Origin of the sequence: Faecalispora sporosphaeroides DSM 1294 (assembly GCA_000383295.1) — a bacterium.
Classification (GTDB): Bacteria; Bacillota; Clostridia; order Oscillospirales; family Acutalibacteraceae; genus Faecalispora; species Faecalispora sporosphaeroides.
The window spans coordinates 246,769-263,519 of sequence record KB911067.1 but is presented as its reverse complement, the minus strand read 5'-3'; the positions used below and the strand labels follow the sequence as shown (position 1 = coordinate 263,519).

15 protein-coding genes are annotated in these 16,751 nt (G+C 56.0%); all 15 read left to right on the top strand.

The window, feature by feature from the left end; genetic code table 11:
* The first annotated feature begins 23 nt into the window (after positions 1-23).
* The 15 genes from G340_RS17810 (at position 24) to G340_RS0104800 (ending at position 16,599) form a co-directional block, all read left to right on the top strand.
* A complete protein-coding gene (locus G340_RS17810; protein WP_177309646.1) occupies positions 24-278 on the top strand; it encodes a hypothetical protein in 255 nt (84 codons plus the stop codon).
* 708 nt (positions 279-986) lie between these two features.
* Complete coding sequence (gene cysE / locus G340_RS0104865; RefSeq protein WP_154653096.1) at positions 987-1,679, top strand: serine O-acetyltransferase; 693 nt, start codon at positions 987-989, stop codon at positions 1,677-1,679.
* Positions 1,680-1,745: 66 nt separating this feature from the next.
* Positions 1,746-3,149: a cysteine--tRNA ligase gene (cysS, locus tag G340_RS0104860; protein WP_027103870.1), complete on the top strand. Its 1,404-nt coding sequence runs from the start codon at positions 1,746-1,748 to the stop codon at positions 3,147-3,149.
* Positions 3,150-3,249: 100 nt separating this feature from the next.
* Complete coding sequence (gene ybaK, locus G340_RS0104855) at positions 3,250-3,729, top strand: Cys-tRNA(Pro) deacylase (protein WP_020072534.1); 480 nt, start codon at positions 3,250-3,252, stop codon at positions 3,727-3,729.
* A 30-nt stretch (positions 3,730-3,759) separates the two neighbouring features.
* On the top strand, positions 3,760-3,999 hold the full coding sequence (locus tag G340_RS0104850; protein WP_326522322.1) for a hypothetical protein: 240 nt from the start codon (positions 3,760-3,762) through the stop codon (positions 3,997-3,999).
* A gap of 82 nt (positions 4,000-4,081) precedes the next feature.
* Complete coding sequence (locus tag G340_RS18195) at positions 4,082-4,336, top strand: hypothetical protein (RefSeq protein ID WP_020072532.1); 255 nt, start codon at positions 4,082-4,084, stop codon at positions 4,334-4,336.
* 246 nt (positions 4,337-4,582) lie between these two features.
* Positions 4,583-6,190 carry a response regulator gene (locus G340_RS0104840; protein WP_020072531.1) on the top strand — a complete coding sequence of 536 codons (1,608 nt, stop codon included), beginning with the start codon at positions 4,583-4,585 and terminating at the stop codon, positions 6,188-6,190.
* Entirely contained in the window at positions 6,190-7,623 is a 1,434-nt protein-coding gene (locus G340_RS0104835) for a sensor histidine kinase (protein WP_020072530.1), read from the top strand. Before G340_RS0104840 ends, G340_RS0104835 begins: the two co-directional genes overlap by 1 nt.
* A gap of 176 nt (positions 7,624-7,799) precedes the next feature.
* Positions 7,800-8,825 carry an ABC transporter substrate-binding protein gene (locus G340_RS0104830; protein WP_020072529.1) on the top strand — a complete coding sequence of 342 codons (1,026 nt, stop codon included), beginning with the start codon at positions 7,800-7,802 and terminating at the stop codon, positions 8,823-8,825.
* 120 nt (positions 8,826-8,945) lie between these two features.
* Entirely contained in the window at positions 8,946-10,475 is a 1,530-nt protein-coding gene (locus tag G340_RS0104825; protein WP_020072528.1) for a sugar ABC transporter ATP-binding protein, read from the top strand.
* Positions 10,465-11,553 carry an ABC transporter permease gene (locus G340_RS0104820; RefSeq protein WP_020072527.1) on the top strand — a complete coding sequence of 363 codons (1,089 nt, stop codon included), beginning with the start codon at positions 10,465-10,467 and terminating at the stop codon, positions 11,551-11,553. Before G340_RS0104825 ends, G340_RS0104820 begins: the two co-directional genes overlap by 11 nt.
* Positions 11,550-12,569, top strand: a complete 1,020-nt coding sequence (locus G340_RS0104815; protein ID WP_020072526.1) for an ABC transporter permease subunit — start codon at positions 11,550-11,552, stop codon at positions 12,567-12,569. Before G340_RS0104820 ends, G340_RS0104815 begins: the two co-directional genes overlap by 4 nt.
* A 78-nt stretch (positions 12,570-12,647) precedes the next feature.
* A complete protein-coding gene (locus G340_RS0104810) occupies positions 12,648-14,264 on the top strand; it encodes a xylulokinase (protein WP_020072525.1) in 1,617 nt (538 codons plus the stop codon).
* 106 nt (positions 14,265-14,370) lie between these two features.
* Positions 14,371-15,852, top strand: a complete 1,482-nt coding sequence (gene araA, locus G340_RS0104805; RefSeq protein WP_020072524.1) for an L-arabinose isomerase — start codon at positions 14,371-14,373, stop codon at positions 15,850-15,852.
* Between the two features lie 51 nt (positions 15,853-15,903).
* Positions 15,904-16,599, top strand: coding sequence for an L-ribulose-5-phosphate 4-epimerase (locus G340_RS0104800; protein ID WP_027103867.1), 696 nt, complete (start codon positions 15,904-15,906; stop codon positions 16,597-16,599).
* Positions 16,600-16,751: the final 152 nt, after the last annotated feature.

Genomic DNA, 16,751 nt, shown 5'->3' with positions numbered 1-16,751 from the left:
CCGAATTTCATGCGAAAGCGATGTTGGCAGTTCATCGCAGCTTTGGCCCTGCCGCTCTTGTCTGTAAGAGAGCCGCTTCTGCGCGCGCCGTTTGCGTGCGGATGCCGGTCACCCGGCCGAAAGCGCTGTTCCCCAAAGGGTACGGCGCTTATTTTTTGGCAGGGCAGGTTAAACCTGCACAATGTGTCGCGGGGCAGCTTGAGGAAACCATCCGCTTCACGCTCCATTCGTCGCGTGTGTGCGGGCTGTTCTCACGCGAAAACGACCTTTCATCATAATCATTATTTTGCATTTTACGGGTTCTCCATATAAATTCTGCTGGCACGAGGGGCATGCCCTGCGCCGGCAGAAACCCCGCGGTATAGCCGCAAAGAAAAAATTCATCCCTTCATGGACGAAAAGACTCACGGTGGTAAAAAAAGAGCCTCCTCGGCAAGTTTTTCAGGATTTTCACACAAAAACATATTAACCATATATGTTTAAACAAGAAATGAAGATTGTTTTCTTTCTAAAATAGAATGAAGAGATTGAATATAAGAGGAAATCTCTAATTTAATACAGCTTTATTTCTTTTAAGATAAAAATATACGGCTAAAATGGCAAAAGTCCGGCCCTTTACAAGCCGAAGGGTTTGTTGTATACTGAATCTTGGCAACAATTTGACACAGCTGCATACAATAGTATTCAAATGCTGCAAACGGGAGAAGTACCCGAAACAAACGCAACAGAGAGAAAGCGCCACCGGCTGCAAGCGCTTTTTGCGGGGAGTTCGGCGAACATGCGCCCGTGTTCCGCAACACGGAAAGCAGGCAGGGGGAACAGACGCCTTGACGCGCGCTCAGTATCTCTGCACGGTCAGGCACCGTTACGGCCTCTGAGTGATAAAACGGAGTGGAACCGCGGAATTTGCCGCCTCCGTCCCCTGTGGGGGACGAGAGGTGTTTTTTATTGCCGTTTTGTCAGTGATTACAAATTGTATCGCCATAATGGAGGAATCGGGTATGTTCAAAAATTTAAAACAAGAGCTGGATTCTATTATGGATCGGGATCCCGCAGCCAGAACCCGGTTAGAGGTGTTTCTGCTGTATTCGGGATTTCGGGCTGTGCGTTCCTACCGCCTGGCTAACTGGTTTTATCGCCATAACATGAAGCTGATCGCCAGATATGTCTCTCAGCGGGCACGCCATAAAACCGGGGTGGAGATTCACCCCGCGGCCAAAATCGGCAAAGGGCTGTTTATCGACCACGGTATGGGCGTGGTAATCGGCGAAACGGCCGAGATCGGCGATTACTGCACGCTGTACCAGGGGGTGACTCTGGGCGGAACCGGTAAAGATCACGGCAAGCGCCACCCAACCCTCGGCAACAATGTGATGGTGGGCTCCGGCGCAAAGATTCTGGGCCCGTTTAAGGTGGGGGACAATGCCCGTGTGGCGGCCGGCGCCGTCGTGCTCAGCGAGGTGCCCCCGGGGGCAACCGCCGTAGGCGTACCGGCAAGGATCGTGCGCATCAATGGAGAGAAGTCCTACGAACTGGATCAGATCAACGTGTCCGACCCCGTCGAGCAGGAGATGGCCGATCTGCAGAATGTCTGCACGGCGCTCGGCATGCAGGTTGAATTGCTGATGGACCGCCTGGAATCCTGCCAGAAAGAGCGAACAAATAAAAAGGATTCGTGAATGAAAGGGCGGCCCGAAGACGAAGATAAAAATAGAATGACGGCGCAACTGCGCGGGAGGTTTTCTGTGAAAATTTATAATACGCTCACAAGACAAAAGGAAGAGTTCGTCCCGATCAAAGCGGGAGAAGCAAAAATTTATGCCTGCGGCCCCACCGTGTACAATTTTATCCATATCGGCAACGCCAGACCGATCTGCGTGTTTGATGTTCTGCGCCGCTATATGGAGTACCGCGGCCTGAAGGTGACCTACGTTCAGAATTTTACGGATATTGACGACAAAATCATCCGCAAGGCAAATGAAGAGCAAACAGATTACCTGACCGTTTCGCGCAAATATATTGAGGAATACAAAACCGATGCCAAGGGCCTGAATGTGCGCCCCGCAACGGTTCATCCGCGGGCGACCGAAACCATGGAGGATATCCTGCAAATCATCGGCACTCTGGTGGAAAAGGGCTACGCCTATGCCGCCCCCAACGGCGACGTGTATTTCCGCACCAAGAAGTTCGATGAATACGGGAAGCTGTCGCACCAGCCGCTGGATGACCTGCAGGCCGGTGCGCGCATCAGCGTGGACGAGGTGAAAGAGGACGCGATGGACTTTGCTGTGTGGAAGTCCGCCAAGCCCGGCGAGCCGAGCTGGGATTCCCCATGGGGCAAGGGCCGCCCCGGCTGGCACATTGAGTGCTCCGCCATGGCGCGCCGCTTTTTGGGCGACACGATCGATATTCACTGCGGCGGGCAGGATTTGATCTTCCCTCACCACGAAAACGAGATCGCCCAGAGCGAGTGCTGCAACGGCGTTCCCTTTGCCCATTACTGGATGCACAACGGCTACATCAATGTAGACAACCATAAGATGAGCAAATCGATGAACAATTTCTTCACCGTGCGGGAGGTCGCGAACGTATACGGCTATGAGCCGATCCGCTTTTTGATGGTTTCGTCGCAGTACCGCAGCCCCATCAATTACAGCGTGGAGATCATTGAGCAGTGCAAATCCGCTCTGGATCGTCTCTATAACTGCCGCGACAATCTGACGTTTGCCCGCGACAACGCGCCCGAGGGCCTGAAGGACGGTGAGCAGGAGCAGATCGATGCGCTCGATTCGTTCCGCCGGCGCTTCATCACCGCGATGGACGACGACCTGAACACGGCCGACGCGATTTCGGTGCTGTTTGACCTGGCCCGCGAGATCAACACCAACCTGATCCCCGGCGAAAAGAGCAAGGAATTGTACAGCGCGGCCTTGGCGCTGTACAACGAGCTGGCGGATGTGCTGGGCCTGCTGTACCAGAGAAAGGATCAGTCGCTGGATGAGGAGATTGAGGCACTGATTCAGCAGCGCACCGAGGCGCGCAAAAACAAGGACTGGGCCACCGCCGACCGCATTCGCGACGAGCTGAAAGCCCGCCATGTGGTTCTGGAGGATACCCCCCAGGGCATTAAGTGGAAAATTGTGGAGTAATCCTGCCTTTCGCAGTGCGGGCAGCCGCTTCGGCGCGGCTGCCCGCATTCGCGTGGGGTGCTATGGCGCGGCACCGTATTTTGGAAAGGAAGTCATTCAATTGGCAAAGGAACATAAAACGAATGTGATGCGGATTCTGGATAAGGAAAAGATTCCGTATCAGTTTTATTTTTATTCTCACGAGGACGGTCTCATCGACGGCGTCTCTGTGGCGCATAAGCTGAATCAGCCGGTGGAGCAGGTGTTCAAAACGCTTGTGACGCGCGGCGCCAGCAAGAATTTTTATGTGTTTGTCATTCCGGTGGAGCGGGAGCTGAACCTGAAAGCGGCGGCACAGTCGGTCTCTGAAAAATCGGTGGAGATGATTCATGTCAGCGAGATCAACCAGGTTACGGGGTATATCCGCGGCGGGTGCTCACCGATCGGCATGAAGAAGCAGTTCCGAACCGTGATCGATGAATCGTGCTTGCAGCTGCCCACCGTCATTGTCAGCGGCGGTAAAATCGGCACGCAGGTGGAGCTTGCCCCCGCCGACCTGATCTCGTTGGTCGGGGCCTCCACCGCACCATTATGCAAATAACGGAGTTTGACAAGAGAAATATAATTTTATATGATTGCAGTAGTAAGGGTATGGGAAAATCGGGAGCGTAAATGGGAGAGAACCGGGATGAAAGAGGAAAAGGCAACCTTCGTCGTAAATGTGCTGTACCGCAATGCTGCTACCTGGCAGGGAAATCTGCACTGGCTGGAGGGCGATAAGGAAAGCGCCTTTCGCAGCGAACTTGAGCTGTTGAGCCTGATGGACAGCGTGCTGGATTTGACCAGAGAGAAAAAGCGGAATTCCAGCTGAGAGATGGATTTCGCAGGGGGAGTTGTGCCGGTAAGAGTACGGTACAAGAAATCAGCCTGAATCAAAAAATGCGCCTTGAGCGGTGGTTAAAAGCCCGCTCAAGGCGTATTTTTGTATTCTTTTGTCGAGGGCTGCCGCGGAGCCGAAGGATTCCACGGCAAATTTTATCCTCACACGGTCGGCCGAAGCCGCCAAACATACCGGGGAATGGGACTCCTCCGGCCCGCCGCAGCAGGCAAAGAGCTGCTTTCAATTCGTTTTGTCGCGCCGTTTTCCGCGCGGGGACGCGCGTCGAAAGGTCGTTGCCCCCGCTCGTATGCCTCAGGCGATTTTCTGAGCAGGGTTCTCTCCTGCGCCGCGCGTCGTATCACAAATTTAACACTCCACTCGTGTTTTCGCGGTACTATGATTTACTTTTATAAAATATTATTGTATATTATAAACAAAACAATTTCCAAAAAACGGAAATTACGGTTTCTTTTGCGAAGCTCGCGGAAGAAACCTGCCCGCGTACCGGTTCGATTTGCGCAAAAGCGCAGAAATCGCCTGCCGGTACTGAAAATGTTGATGGGGGTATCACTGCATGTATCGTGTGTTTCTGGTAGAGGATGAACAGCTGATTCGCGAAGGAATCAAGCATCTGGTGGAGTGGGAGGAATACGGCTTTCGATTTGTGGGGGAAGCCGCCGACGGCGAGCTGGCCTGGCCGCTGATTCAAAAGGATAAGCCCGATATTGTCATCACAGATATCCGCATGCCTTTTATGGACGGACTTGCTCTGAGCTATTTGATTAAAAAAAATATGCCCGACACACTGATCATCATTCTGAGCGGATACGATGATTTCAATTATGCCAAAAGGGCGATTGAAATCGGCGTCAGCCAATACCTGCTCAAGCCGCTCTCCAAAGATCAGTTGGTAGAGGTACTGCTGCAGCTGAAAAAGAAAAAGGATAAGATCGTACAGTCCGAGCAGTACCATGCGCAGTTCAGCAAGGAGGTGCAGGAATACCTCTCCTCCTCGCGGCGCTCTCTGTTTGATCTGCTCGTCTCGGGCAAAACGCCGATTCCGCAGATTCTGGAGCGGGCGGAAAAAATCGGGATCAGCCTTTCGGCTATGACGTACAATCTGGTGCTGCTGATGCTGGAGGAGGATCTGCTGCACAGCAACTATACAGCCTCCTCGGCCAGTATTCAGGATCAGATCGAGCGGGTCTTTTCGGAGGAGCCGGATATCATCCCGTTCGGCGCGGGAATTGAGATGACCGCCTTCCTGATTAAGGCGGATGACGACAGAATCGAAGAAACCGCGCTGCGCTGTGCGAAGGCGCTCGGGCAAATCTGCCGCTCGGCAGAGCAGGCTCCCCGCTGGACTGTGGTGACGGGCCAGCCCGTGCCCCGGCTGAGCAGCCTTGCCGAATGCTACCGCCTGGCCCGTAAGAAGCTGTTTCGCACGCTTTCGTCCGACCCGGCTGCAGAGGCGCATGCTCAGACGAAGTCTGTGCTGGACTTTAACCCCAACGATTTGGACGCCAGCAAAATGGATCAGCAGATCATCCGCAAATTCCTGATGAACGGCCTTCTGGAGGATGCGGACGCCTTTACGGAGGATTATTTCAACAGCTTCGGCTCCGCCGGGCTGAATTCCGCGCTGTTCCGCCATTACGTGCTGCTGAACATTCACTTCACCGTCAGCGCCTTCTGGGACGGCCTGGGCCGGGAAGGCCTCGCCCCCGACCGCTTTCCGCAGCTTCAGCAGAAGCTGGAGACGGCAATTTGCTCGCTCGCCGATATGCAGAGCTATGTGTCGGAGCTGTTCCGCGAGACCATCCGCTACCGCGACAGCGTCGTCACCGACCGGCACCGTGAAATGATGCGGAAGGTGCTGGAATACATAGACGAAAATTACTCCGACCCGGAGATCGGCCTGAACACGGTGGCCCGGGTGGCCAATGTGAGCGCCACGCATTTCAGCACCGTTTTCAGCCAGCAAACCGGAAAAACCTTTGTCGAGTACCTGACGGAAACCCGCATGAAAAACGCGCGCGACCTGCTGCGCTGCACCGGCAAAAGCAGCAGCGAGATCGCGCGGTCGGTCGGGTACAACGACCCCCATTATTTCAGCTTTCTGTTCAAAAAGGTGAACGGACTGTCCCCGCGCGACTACCGAAACGGGAAGGGGGAGAAATAATGGCCCCCGCCGGATTCCCAAACCTGAACCGCCAGCCGGTCAGCCTGAAAAGCCAGCTCAAGCGGCTGCTGGCAGGCGTGGTGCTGGGGTTTCTTTTCGTCATCACCTTTCTGTTTGCCATGCTGCTGTTTTTCAACCAGGAGTACAAGGAATCTTTGCAGAACGCCAACACCGCTGCGGAGTTCAACAATGAATTCAAGAAAAAGCTCGACCTCGAAATGTATTACTACGTTGTCGGTCCCAGCCAAAAGCAGGAGCTGCCGCTGGAGGATGTGGAGGAGGCCGAAAAAATTCTGCGGCGTCTGATGAAAACCACCACGCAGTCCGACGACCGGTGGCGGCTGAACTCCATGCTGAATCTGTGCAAGCGGCTGGAGGAGTGCATGGTGACCATCTCCGAGACCAGGAGCTACGACGACCGCATGGTTCAGCTTGAAAACAACATTTACATCATCACCGCTTTGATCGAGCGGTACATGCACGATTATATTTACAACGAAATCCGGCTGTTGTCGCAGCTGCAGCAGGAGATTAACACGAGCGTGTTTACCGCGATTCTGGGTACGATCGCATTTTCAACCGTCATCGCTTTCATGATCGTTCTCTCCTCCCTCCGGTTTTCCCGGCGCATTACAGACCCAATTGACCGGCTGTGCAAAAAGGCGCGCTGCCTTGGCAACGGGGAATTCCATGTGGAGCCCATTCCCACGAAGAGCATCGAAATCAAGACGCTGGACGATTGCTTCAATGAAATGGCCGAGCGGATTCAATCGCTGCTCGTCCGCATCAAAAACGAGCAGATGACCCTGCGTCGTACCGAGCTGGAACTGCTTCAGGCGCAGATCAACCCCCATTTTCTGTACAATACCTTCGACTCCATCGTCTGGCTGGCAGAAACACAGCGCAACCGCGAGGTCATCCAGATGGTGACGAGTCTTTCCAGTCTGTTCCGAAACTCTCTGAGCAAGGGGAAGGACGTGATCAACATTGAAACAGAGCAGAAGCAGATTCGCAGCTACCTCGAAATTCAGCAAATTCGCTACAGCGATATCATGGATTATGAAATCGATCTGCCCGAGTCCCTGTTCCCGTACTCCATCCCGAAGCTGACGCTCCAGCCTCTGGTGGAAAACGCCATCTATCACGGAATCAAACACAAGCGCTCCCGGGGCAGAATTGTCATCCGCGGGCGCGAAGAGGGCGGCGACATTGTGATCAGCGTGGAAGACAACGGGATTGGCATGTCGGAGGAACAGCTCGGCGCGCTGCAAAACCGCATACGGGAAAACCGGCTCAAGGGCTTCGGGCTGTCCAACGTGCAGCAGCGCCTGCGGCTGTATTGCGGCGAGGCTTACGGGCTGACCTTCCGGAGCGAAAAAAATGCGGGAACCACCGTTTTTGTGAGAATTCCGAAACAGAATCAACTGGAATAAGAAAAAAATCAACTTTTCCAAAAATATTTCGGATAATCCAAAGAAATAAAACAAAACACATAAAAATATCCATGGCCTTTCCCGATTTTGCTGTGTATAATGCAAGCAACAGCAACAGAGAAACGGTCATTCCAATTCGCGGTTCTTTCTCAAAACAATTTAGGAGGAGAAAATGTATGAAAAAGTTGTTATCTGTTCTTCTGGCTATGACAATGGCTTTGAGCTTTGCGGCCTGCAGCGGCTCCGCCGCCAACAGCTCCGCGGCTGCTCCGGCAAATTCAACGGCTGGTAAGGCGGCCGGCGGCGATTCCGGCGATATGACCGTCGTCGGCTTTTCGCAGGTGGGCGCAGAATCAGATTGGCGCACGGCCAACACCGCCTCCATGAAAGAAACCTTTACCGAGGCCAACGGCTACAAGCTCATTTTTGACGACGCACAGCAAAAGCAGGAAAATCAGATCACCGCGATCCGCAATTTTATTCAGCAGGAAGTGGATTACATCGTTCTGGCCCCCGTTACCGAAACCGGCTGGGATACCGTTCTGAAAGAGGCGAAGGACGCCGGAATTCCCGTGATCATCGTAGACCGCATGATCGATGTTTCCGACGACAGCCTGTTCACCTGCTGGGTCGGTTCCGACTTCCGCAAGGAAGGTGACACCGCCGTAAAGTGGATGCAGGATAACCTGAAAGATAAGAAGGAGCTCCATATCGTACATCTTCAGGGCACCATCGGCTCTTCTGCTCAGATCGGCCGTACCGAAGGCCTTGAGGCCGGCGTGAAGGCGAATCCCGGCTGGAAGCTGGTCGCCCAGCAGACCGGAGAATTCACCCAGGCCAAGGGCCAGGAGGTTATGGAGAGCCTTCTGAAGCAGAACGATAAGATCGATGTTGTTTACTGCGAGAACGACAATATGGCGTTCGGCGCGATCGACGCAATTGAGGCCGCCGGCAAAAAGGCCGGAAAGGGCGGCGACATTACCGTCATCTCCTTCGACTCCACAAAAGCCGGGCTCGAAGCCACTCTCAAGGGCAAAATCAACTATAACGTGGAATGTAACCCGCTGCACGGCCCCCGCGTGGAATCGATCATCAAAGAGCTGAAGGCCGGCAAAACCCCGCAGAAGCTCGCTTATGTGGATGAAACCGCGTTCGACGCCAACACCATCACACAGGCCGTCATCGACGCGCGCGCCTATTGATTTTAACCGCAAATTTTTCTGGCAAAGAGAAACTTCAGGTGGTGCGGAGCATCCGGGTAATGTTCCGGAGCTGCGCGCCACTTCTTTGTCCTTTTATATTCCGAAAGCAGGTGGCGACCCATGGAAGAAAACATTGTTTTGACAATGCGAGGAATCACAAAGCTTTTTCCGGGTGTAAAGGCGCTGCAAAACGTAGACTTTACCCTGCGCAAAGGCGAAATCCATGCCCTGATGGGTGAAAACGGTGCGGGAAAATCCACCCTCATCAAGGTGCTGACCGGCGTGTACGCCATGGACCGCGGCGAGGTTTGCCTGGACGGCGGGGAGCCGGCCATGATTCGTTCCCCGCAGGAGGCGCTGCGCAGGGGAATCAGCACCGTGTACCAGGAAATCAATCTGTGCCCGAACCTGACTGTGGCGGAAAACCTGTTCATTGACCGGGAGCCGCGCAAAAGGGGGTTGATCGACTGGAAAGAAATGTACCGTCGCTCCGGCGAGCTGCTGGAACGCCTGGAGGTTGCGGTAGAGCCCACCCGCCAGCTGGGTGACTGCTCCATTGCGATTCAGCAGATGATTGCAATTGCCCGCGCGGTGGATATGCGGTGCAAGGTGTTGATTCTGGATGAACCGACCTCTTCGCTCGACGACGACGAGGTAGAAAAGCTGTTTGAACTGATGCGCCGCCTGAAAGAGCAGGGCGTGGGAATTATTTTCGTAACGCATTTTCTGGAGCAGGTGTACGCCGTGTGCGACCGGATTACCGTGCTGCGCAACGGTGAGCTGGTGGGGGAATTCCTCACAGCCGAGCTGCCGCGCCTGCAGCTGGTAGCCAAAATGCTGGGGAAGGATTTCGACGACCTGGCCCAGATCAAATCCATGAAGGAAACCGAGCGGGATTCCCGGCAGCAGGCCCCCTTGCTCGAGGCGCAGGGCCTGTACTGCCAGGGGCGCGTAAAGCCGTTCAATCTTTGCTGCTACCCGGGCGAGGTGGTCGGGTTTACCGGGCTGCTGGGCTCGGGGCGCAGTGAGCTGGTTCGCACCCTCTACGGGGCCGACCGGCCCGACGGCGGCACCCTGAAGCTGAGGGGCAAACCCGTCAAAATCGATACGCCGCTTCAAGCGATGATGCACGGCATGGCCTATCTGCCGGAGGACAGAAAGCGCGACGGTATCTTTGCCGATCTGTCGGTGCGGGAGAACATCATTATTGCCCTGCAAACCAAAAAGGGAATTTTTCACCCCATGGGCCGCAGGGAGATGGAGAATTTCGCCGACAAATACATCGGTCTGCTTCAGATTAAAACCGCCGGGCGCGAAACGTCGATCAAAAGCCTTTCCGGCGGGAACCAGCAAAAGGTGATCATCGGGCGGTGGCTTCTGACGAACCCCGAATTCCTGATTTTGGACGAACCGACGCGCGGCATCGACATCGGCACCAAAACGGAGATTCAAAAGCTGATGCTTCAGCTGTCGGAGCAGGGAATGAGCATCGCCTTCATTTCCTCTGAGATCGAAGAAATGCTGCGCACCTGCTCGCGCATGATCGTCATGCGCGACCACGAAAAGGTCGGCGAGCTGACCGGCGGCGACCTGTCGCAGGAAAAAATCATGCACACCATCGCAGGGGGGGGATCGGACAATGAACAATAAAGGGGCAAAGGGGTCTGATACCCTGCGCCGAATAACCGGGCACCACCTGTTTTTACCCATCGTGTTCCTTGCCGTAGTCCTGTTGGCCAACGTGATCAAGACGCCGGATTTTTTTGAGGTATCTTACAGCAACGGCATTTTGTACGGCTATGTGGTGGATGTCGTCAACCGGGCCTCCGAGCTGGTGATTCTGGCCATCGGCATGACGTTTGTCACGGCTGCCTCCGGCGGGCAGGATATCAGCGTCGGCGCGGTGATGGCGGTGTCTGCCGCCGTCTGCTGCCAGATCCTTTCGGGCGGAGAGGTTTCCATCACCGCGTTCCAAAATCCGCTGCTCCTGGCGGTGGCCGCGGCGCTTCTGGTATCCATGCTGTGCGGCGCCTTCAACGGCCTTCTGGTAGCGCGGCTGAACATTCAGCCCATGGTGGCAACACTGATTCTGTTTACCGCCGGGCGCGGAATCGCCCAGCTGATCACCCGCGGGCAAATCACCTACATCCGCGTGGAGGAATATAAGCTTTACGGCAGCTACATCCCCGGCTGCCCGATTCCCACCCCTATTTTCTTTGCCGCGGGCACCGTGATTCTGGTGATGCTCGTGCTCAAATTCACGGCGCTCGGCCTGTATGTGGAGAGCGTCGGAATCAACAGCAGCGCGGCGCGCATCGTCGGCCTGAACGCGACCCGAATCAAATTCATCACCTACGTCATCTGCGGCCTTCTGGCGGGCCTTGCCGGGTTTGTGGCCTCGAGCCGCATCTATTCCGCAGACGCGAACAATATCGGCCTGAATCTGGAAATGGACGCGATTTTGGCGGTCGCTCTGGGGGGAAACCTGCTTTCCGGCGGCAAATTCAGCCTGATGGGTTCCGTGATCGGCGCTTACACCATTCAGGCGCTGACCACCACGCTGTACGCGATGATGATTTCTTCCGACCAGCTGCCGGTATACAAAGCCATTGTGGTCATTCTCATCGTGGTGCTGCAAAGCCCCGTGTTCCAGCAGAAATTCCGCGACCTTCGGGCAAAGCTGCGGCAGAACACCGCCGCAAGCCGAAAGGAGGGAGCCGCATCGTGAAAAAGAAGCTCCGTTTCAACGACACCGGCTTTCTTCTGGCGGTCACCATCGGCCTGTTTGTGCTGATGTACGCGGCGGGAATGATTGTTTTTGCCGACGCGGGCTTTGCCAAGCCGCAGATGTTTCTGAACCTGTTTATCTCCAACGCGGGCCTGATCGTGATCTCGCTGGGCCTGACGCTTGTCATGATCACCGGCGGCATAGATATTTCGGTCGGTTCGGTCACGGCCCTTGTGGCCATGGCCTCCGCCTACCTGATGGAGGTTGCCGGGTCCGGCGCCTGCACCGCGCTCGCCGTCTCCCTGCTCATCGGGCTCGCCTTCGGCCTTGTGCAGGGCTACCTGATCTCGTATCTGGACATTCAGCCGTTTATCGTTACGCTGGCCGGGCTGTTTTTTGGCCGCGGCATGACGGCCGTCGTCAGCACACAGATGATTTCAATTAAAAACGAAACCTTTCTTGCGTGGGCCAACTATAAAATTTATCTGCCGATCGGCACACATAACAAACGGGGCGTTTTTCAGCCCGCATATATTTACCCCACCGTCATTATCGCGCTCGCGGCGCTGGTTGTGATTGCCGTGGCGCTGAAATACACCAAATTCGGGCGCAGGGTTTACGCCATTGGCGGCAGCCAGCAAAGCTCTTTAATGATGGGGCTGAATGTGCGCCGCACCAAATTCCAGGCATACCTGCTCAACGGCTTTCTGGTGGGGCTGGGCGGCTTTTTGTTCACCCTCAACAGCTGTGCCGGCTTTGTGGAGCAGGCAAAGGGCCTTGAAATGGACGCGATCTCCGCTTCCGTCATCGGCGGAACACTGCTTTCGGGCGGCGTGGGCAACCCCGTTGGCACCCTGTTCGGCGTGTTGATCAAGGGCACCATTTCGAGCCTGATCACCACGCAGGGCACACTCTCCAGCTGGTGGGTGCGCATTGCCCTGTCGTCGCTGCTCTGTTTCTTTATCGTTCTGCAAAGCATTATTTTTTCACACAAGAAAAAGAACGCGCCACACTGAGTTTATGCCGGCCTGCCGCCTGCCGGGTCTGCTTTTCCCTGCGGCGGCCACAGGCCCGCGCTCTTGAGGAGGAATCCTATGAAACAAATTTCCTGCGCCGGGCAATCCCCCCAGCGGTGGATCGCCGAAGGGAACACAACGCTCGGCATAGAGCTTGGCTCCACCCGCATGAAAGCGGTATTAATCGGGCCGGACTACGCCCCTCTGGCGTCCGGCGGGTTCGACTGGCAGAACCGGTTTGAAAACGGTGTTTGGACCTATCGCCTAAAAGACGTGTGGACGGGGCTGCAGGCCAGCTTTTCCAGCCTTTCCGCGCAGGTGCGGGAGCGCTACGGAATACCGCTGACGACGACGGGCGCGCTTGGCGTTTCCGCCATGATGCACGGCTACCTGGCCTTCGATGAAAACGGTAACCAGCTGGTTCCGTTCCGCACCTGGCGCAATGTGACCACCGAACGGGCCGCCTCCATTCTAACTGGGGAGCTTCAGTTCAATATTCCGCAGCGTTGGAGCGTCGCTCACCTGTACCAGGCGATTCTGGAGGGGGAGGCCCACATAGACCGCGTCGCCTTTCTCACCACGCTGGCGGGCTACGTTCACTGGCAGCTGACCGGAGAAAAGGTGCTTGGTGTCGGGGACGCCTCCGGTGTATTCCCGATTGACAGTGAAACGGGAGACTACGACGAAGAAAGAATCAGGCGGTTTGAAGCGCTGGCGTCAAAAAGCGGCTTTTCCCGGCCGCTGCGCGGCCTGCTCCCCCGGGTGCTGCGAGCCGGTGAGCCGGCAGGCGCGCTGACTCCCGAGGGGGCCTTGCTGCTCGACCCAAGCGGACGGCTTTTGCCCGGCATCCCCCTCTGCCCGCCCGAGGGCGACGCGGGAACCGGAATGACGGCAACCAACAGCGTTGCGGAAAAAACCGGGAACCTCTCCGCGGGAACCTCTATTTTCGCCATGATCGTCCTCGAGCGCCCGCTGTCGCGCGTGTACCCTGAAATCGACATGGTTGCAACGCCCTCCGGCAGACCGGCGGCGATGGTACACTGCAACAGCTGCACGTCCGATCTGGATGCGTGGGTTCGCGTGCTTTCGCAGGCGCTGGCGGCGCTGGGGGTTCCAAAGGGAAAGCCCGAGCTGTACGACGCGTTTTATAACGAGGCGCTCAAGGGGGCGCCGGACTGCGCCGGGCTGCTGGCTTACAATTACTATTCCGGCGAGCCGATCACCGGCATGGAGCAGGGCCGCCCCTTGTTTGTGCGCATGCCGGACAGTGAGTTGACCTTTCAAAACTTTGCCCGTACTCTGCTGTATGCGGCGGTCGCCACACTGAAGATCGGCATGGATTTGCTCAGAGTAGAACAGGTTGGCGTAACTACTCTGCTGGGGCACGGCGGGCTGTTTAAAACAAAGGGGGCGGGGCAGGCCCTGCTGGCCGCCGCCCTGAACACTCCCGTGGCCGTCATGCAGACCGCCGGGGAGGGCGGCGCGTGGGGAATTGCGCTGCTGGCCGCCTACCTGCGCGAAAAAGGAAACGGCCGCACATTGGAGGATTTTCTTGCAAAGCAGGTATTTTCCTCCATAGAAAGCGAGCGCGTCCTTCCGAACCCCAAAGACGAAGCGGGCTTTGCGGCGTTTATGGAGCGTTACCGCGCGGGGCTGCCCATTGAGCGCGCCGCAGTGCAAAATCTGAAAAAATAGAGGAATTGCCACCTTTGCTTTTTCGCATCCGCGCGAAAAGAGAGCCATACCATTCACAGTACACTGAAAGAGCGCCCCGTCGCTCTGGAGAAATGAGGGATTTTTTATGAAGCTGAAGGAATATCGGTTCTGGTTTGTGGCAGGCAGTCAGTTTTTATACGGGCCCGAAACGCTGGCCCAGGTGGAAAGCGACTGCCGCACTATGGTGGAAAGTCTGAACCAAAGCGGAGCTCTGCCCTGCCAAATTGAATACAAGGATATCATTAAAACAAATGATGGAGCGGTCAAGGTCATCAAGGAGGCCAACTACGACGATACCTGCGCGGGTATCATCACCTTTTGCCATACATTCAGCCCTTCCAAGATGTGGATTAACGGCCTTGGCATGCTGCAAAAGCCGTGGCTGCATTTTCATACACAATTCAACCGTACCATTCCGAATGAAGAAATCGATATGGATTACATGAACCTGCACCAGAGCGCCCACGGCGACCGGGAGCACGGGTTTATTGGCGCACGCATGCGCATTCCCCGCAAGGTGGTGGTGGGGTACTGGCAGGATGAGGAGGTTCAGCAGAGCATTGCCGGCTGGATGCGTGCCGCGGCCGGCGTGCAGGAAAGCCGCGGCCTTCGCGTGATGCGCTTCGGTGACAATATGCGCAGCGTGGCCGTTACTGAGGGCGATAAGGTGGAAGCGCAGATCAAGTTCGGCTGGCAGGTAAACACCTGGCCGGTCGGCGAGCTGGCGGAGCGGATCGACGCCGTTGCTCCGGCGGAGATAGACGCGCTTTTGCGGGAGTACGAGGAAAAATATGTCGTCACCACTGATGCTTTGGATGCCGTACGGTATCAGGCGCGAGAGGAGATTGCCATGCGGCAAATGCTGGAGCGGGAGGGCTGCACCGCGTTCTCCAATACATTTGAGGATCTGTACGGGATGCGCCAGCTGCCCGGCCTTGCGTCGCAGAGGCTGATGGAGCAGGGCTACGGCTACGGCGGGGAAGGCGATTGGAAGGCCGCCGCTATGACGCGCATTTTGAAGGTGATCGGCGAAGGGCTCGGCGGCGGCGCCACCTTTATGGAGGATTACACCTACGATTTGACCCGCGGCAAGGAGCTTTCGCTCGGTTCCCATATGCTCGAGGTATGCCCAAGCGTCGCTTCAAACCGCCCCAGAATCGAAGTGCACCCCCTCGGCATCGGGGGGAAAGAGCCGCCGGCAAGGCTTGTGTTTGAGGGCCGCCCAGGCAAGGCTGTTGTCGCCTGTCTCATCGACATGGGGGGGCGTTTCCGCCTGCTGGCGCAGGACATTGAGTGCATTCAGCCGACGCAGACCATGCCGAATCTTCCGGTAGCGCGCGTCATGTGGAAGCCAATGCCGGATTTAAGAACCGGCGCGCAGTGCTGGATTATCGCGGGCGGCGCACACCACACCACCCTGAGCTATGATGTAACGGCGGATCAACTGCGTGATTTTGCACGGATTATGGACATTGAGTTCGTGCACATTACAAAGGACACCGTGCCGGAGGAGTTGGAGGAAAAGCTTCTGCTCATGGATTCTGTGTGGCGCACAAAAGAAAAATGAGAACATCTTCATTAATTGAAGGGCGGCATGCCCTTTTCTGGGGTGGATAAAATGCTGGAACAATTAAAACAGCAGGTTTGCGCGGCAAACCTGCTGCTGCCGGCCTACAAACTGGTCACTTTCACCTGGGGCAATGTCAGCGGAGTTGACCGCAGGGCGGGTTTGATGGTGATTAAGCCCAGCGGGGTGGAATATGACGCGTTAAAACCGGAGGATATGGTGGTCATGCGCCTTGCCAACGGCGAAATTCTGGAGGGCGCTCTTCGCCCTTCCTCCGACGCGCCCACGCATCTGGAGCTGTACCGAAGCTTTCCCCACATTGGCGGAATCGTGCACACGCACAGCCGGTGGGCAACCATTTTCGCACAGGCCAAACGGGGCATCCCCGCGCTGGGCACTACGCAGGGCGATTATTTCTATGGCGAAATTCCCTGTACGCGCACGATGACGCGGGAGGAAATCAAAGACCGCTATGAGCTGGAAACAGGCAAAGTCATCGCAGAAACCTTTCTGGGGCGCGATCCGGGTGAAGTACCCGGCGTCTTAGTGGCCAGCCACGGGCCGTTTGCGTGGGGAGCTTCTCCGATGGAGGCGGTGCACAACGCCGTTGTTATGGAAGAGGTCGCCTTTATGGCCTGGCACGATCTGGCTCTGGTGCCAGATATCAAGCCCATGCAGCAGGAGCTGCTCGACAAGCATTATCTGCGAAAGCACGGCCCGGCCGCCTATTACGGCCAAAATAATTAAGATTGCCCATTCCGTTTTTTTCATTTCTGATTCCTCCTGATCTATGGAAAGACCCCCAATCGCAGGGTAATATCACTGCGGTCGGGGGCCTTTCCCATACCGACAGGCAATGAAATGCTGGCGGCAAACGGCCCCGAATTGTGTGGATTCAT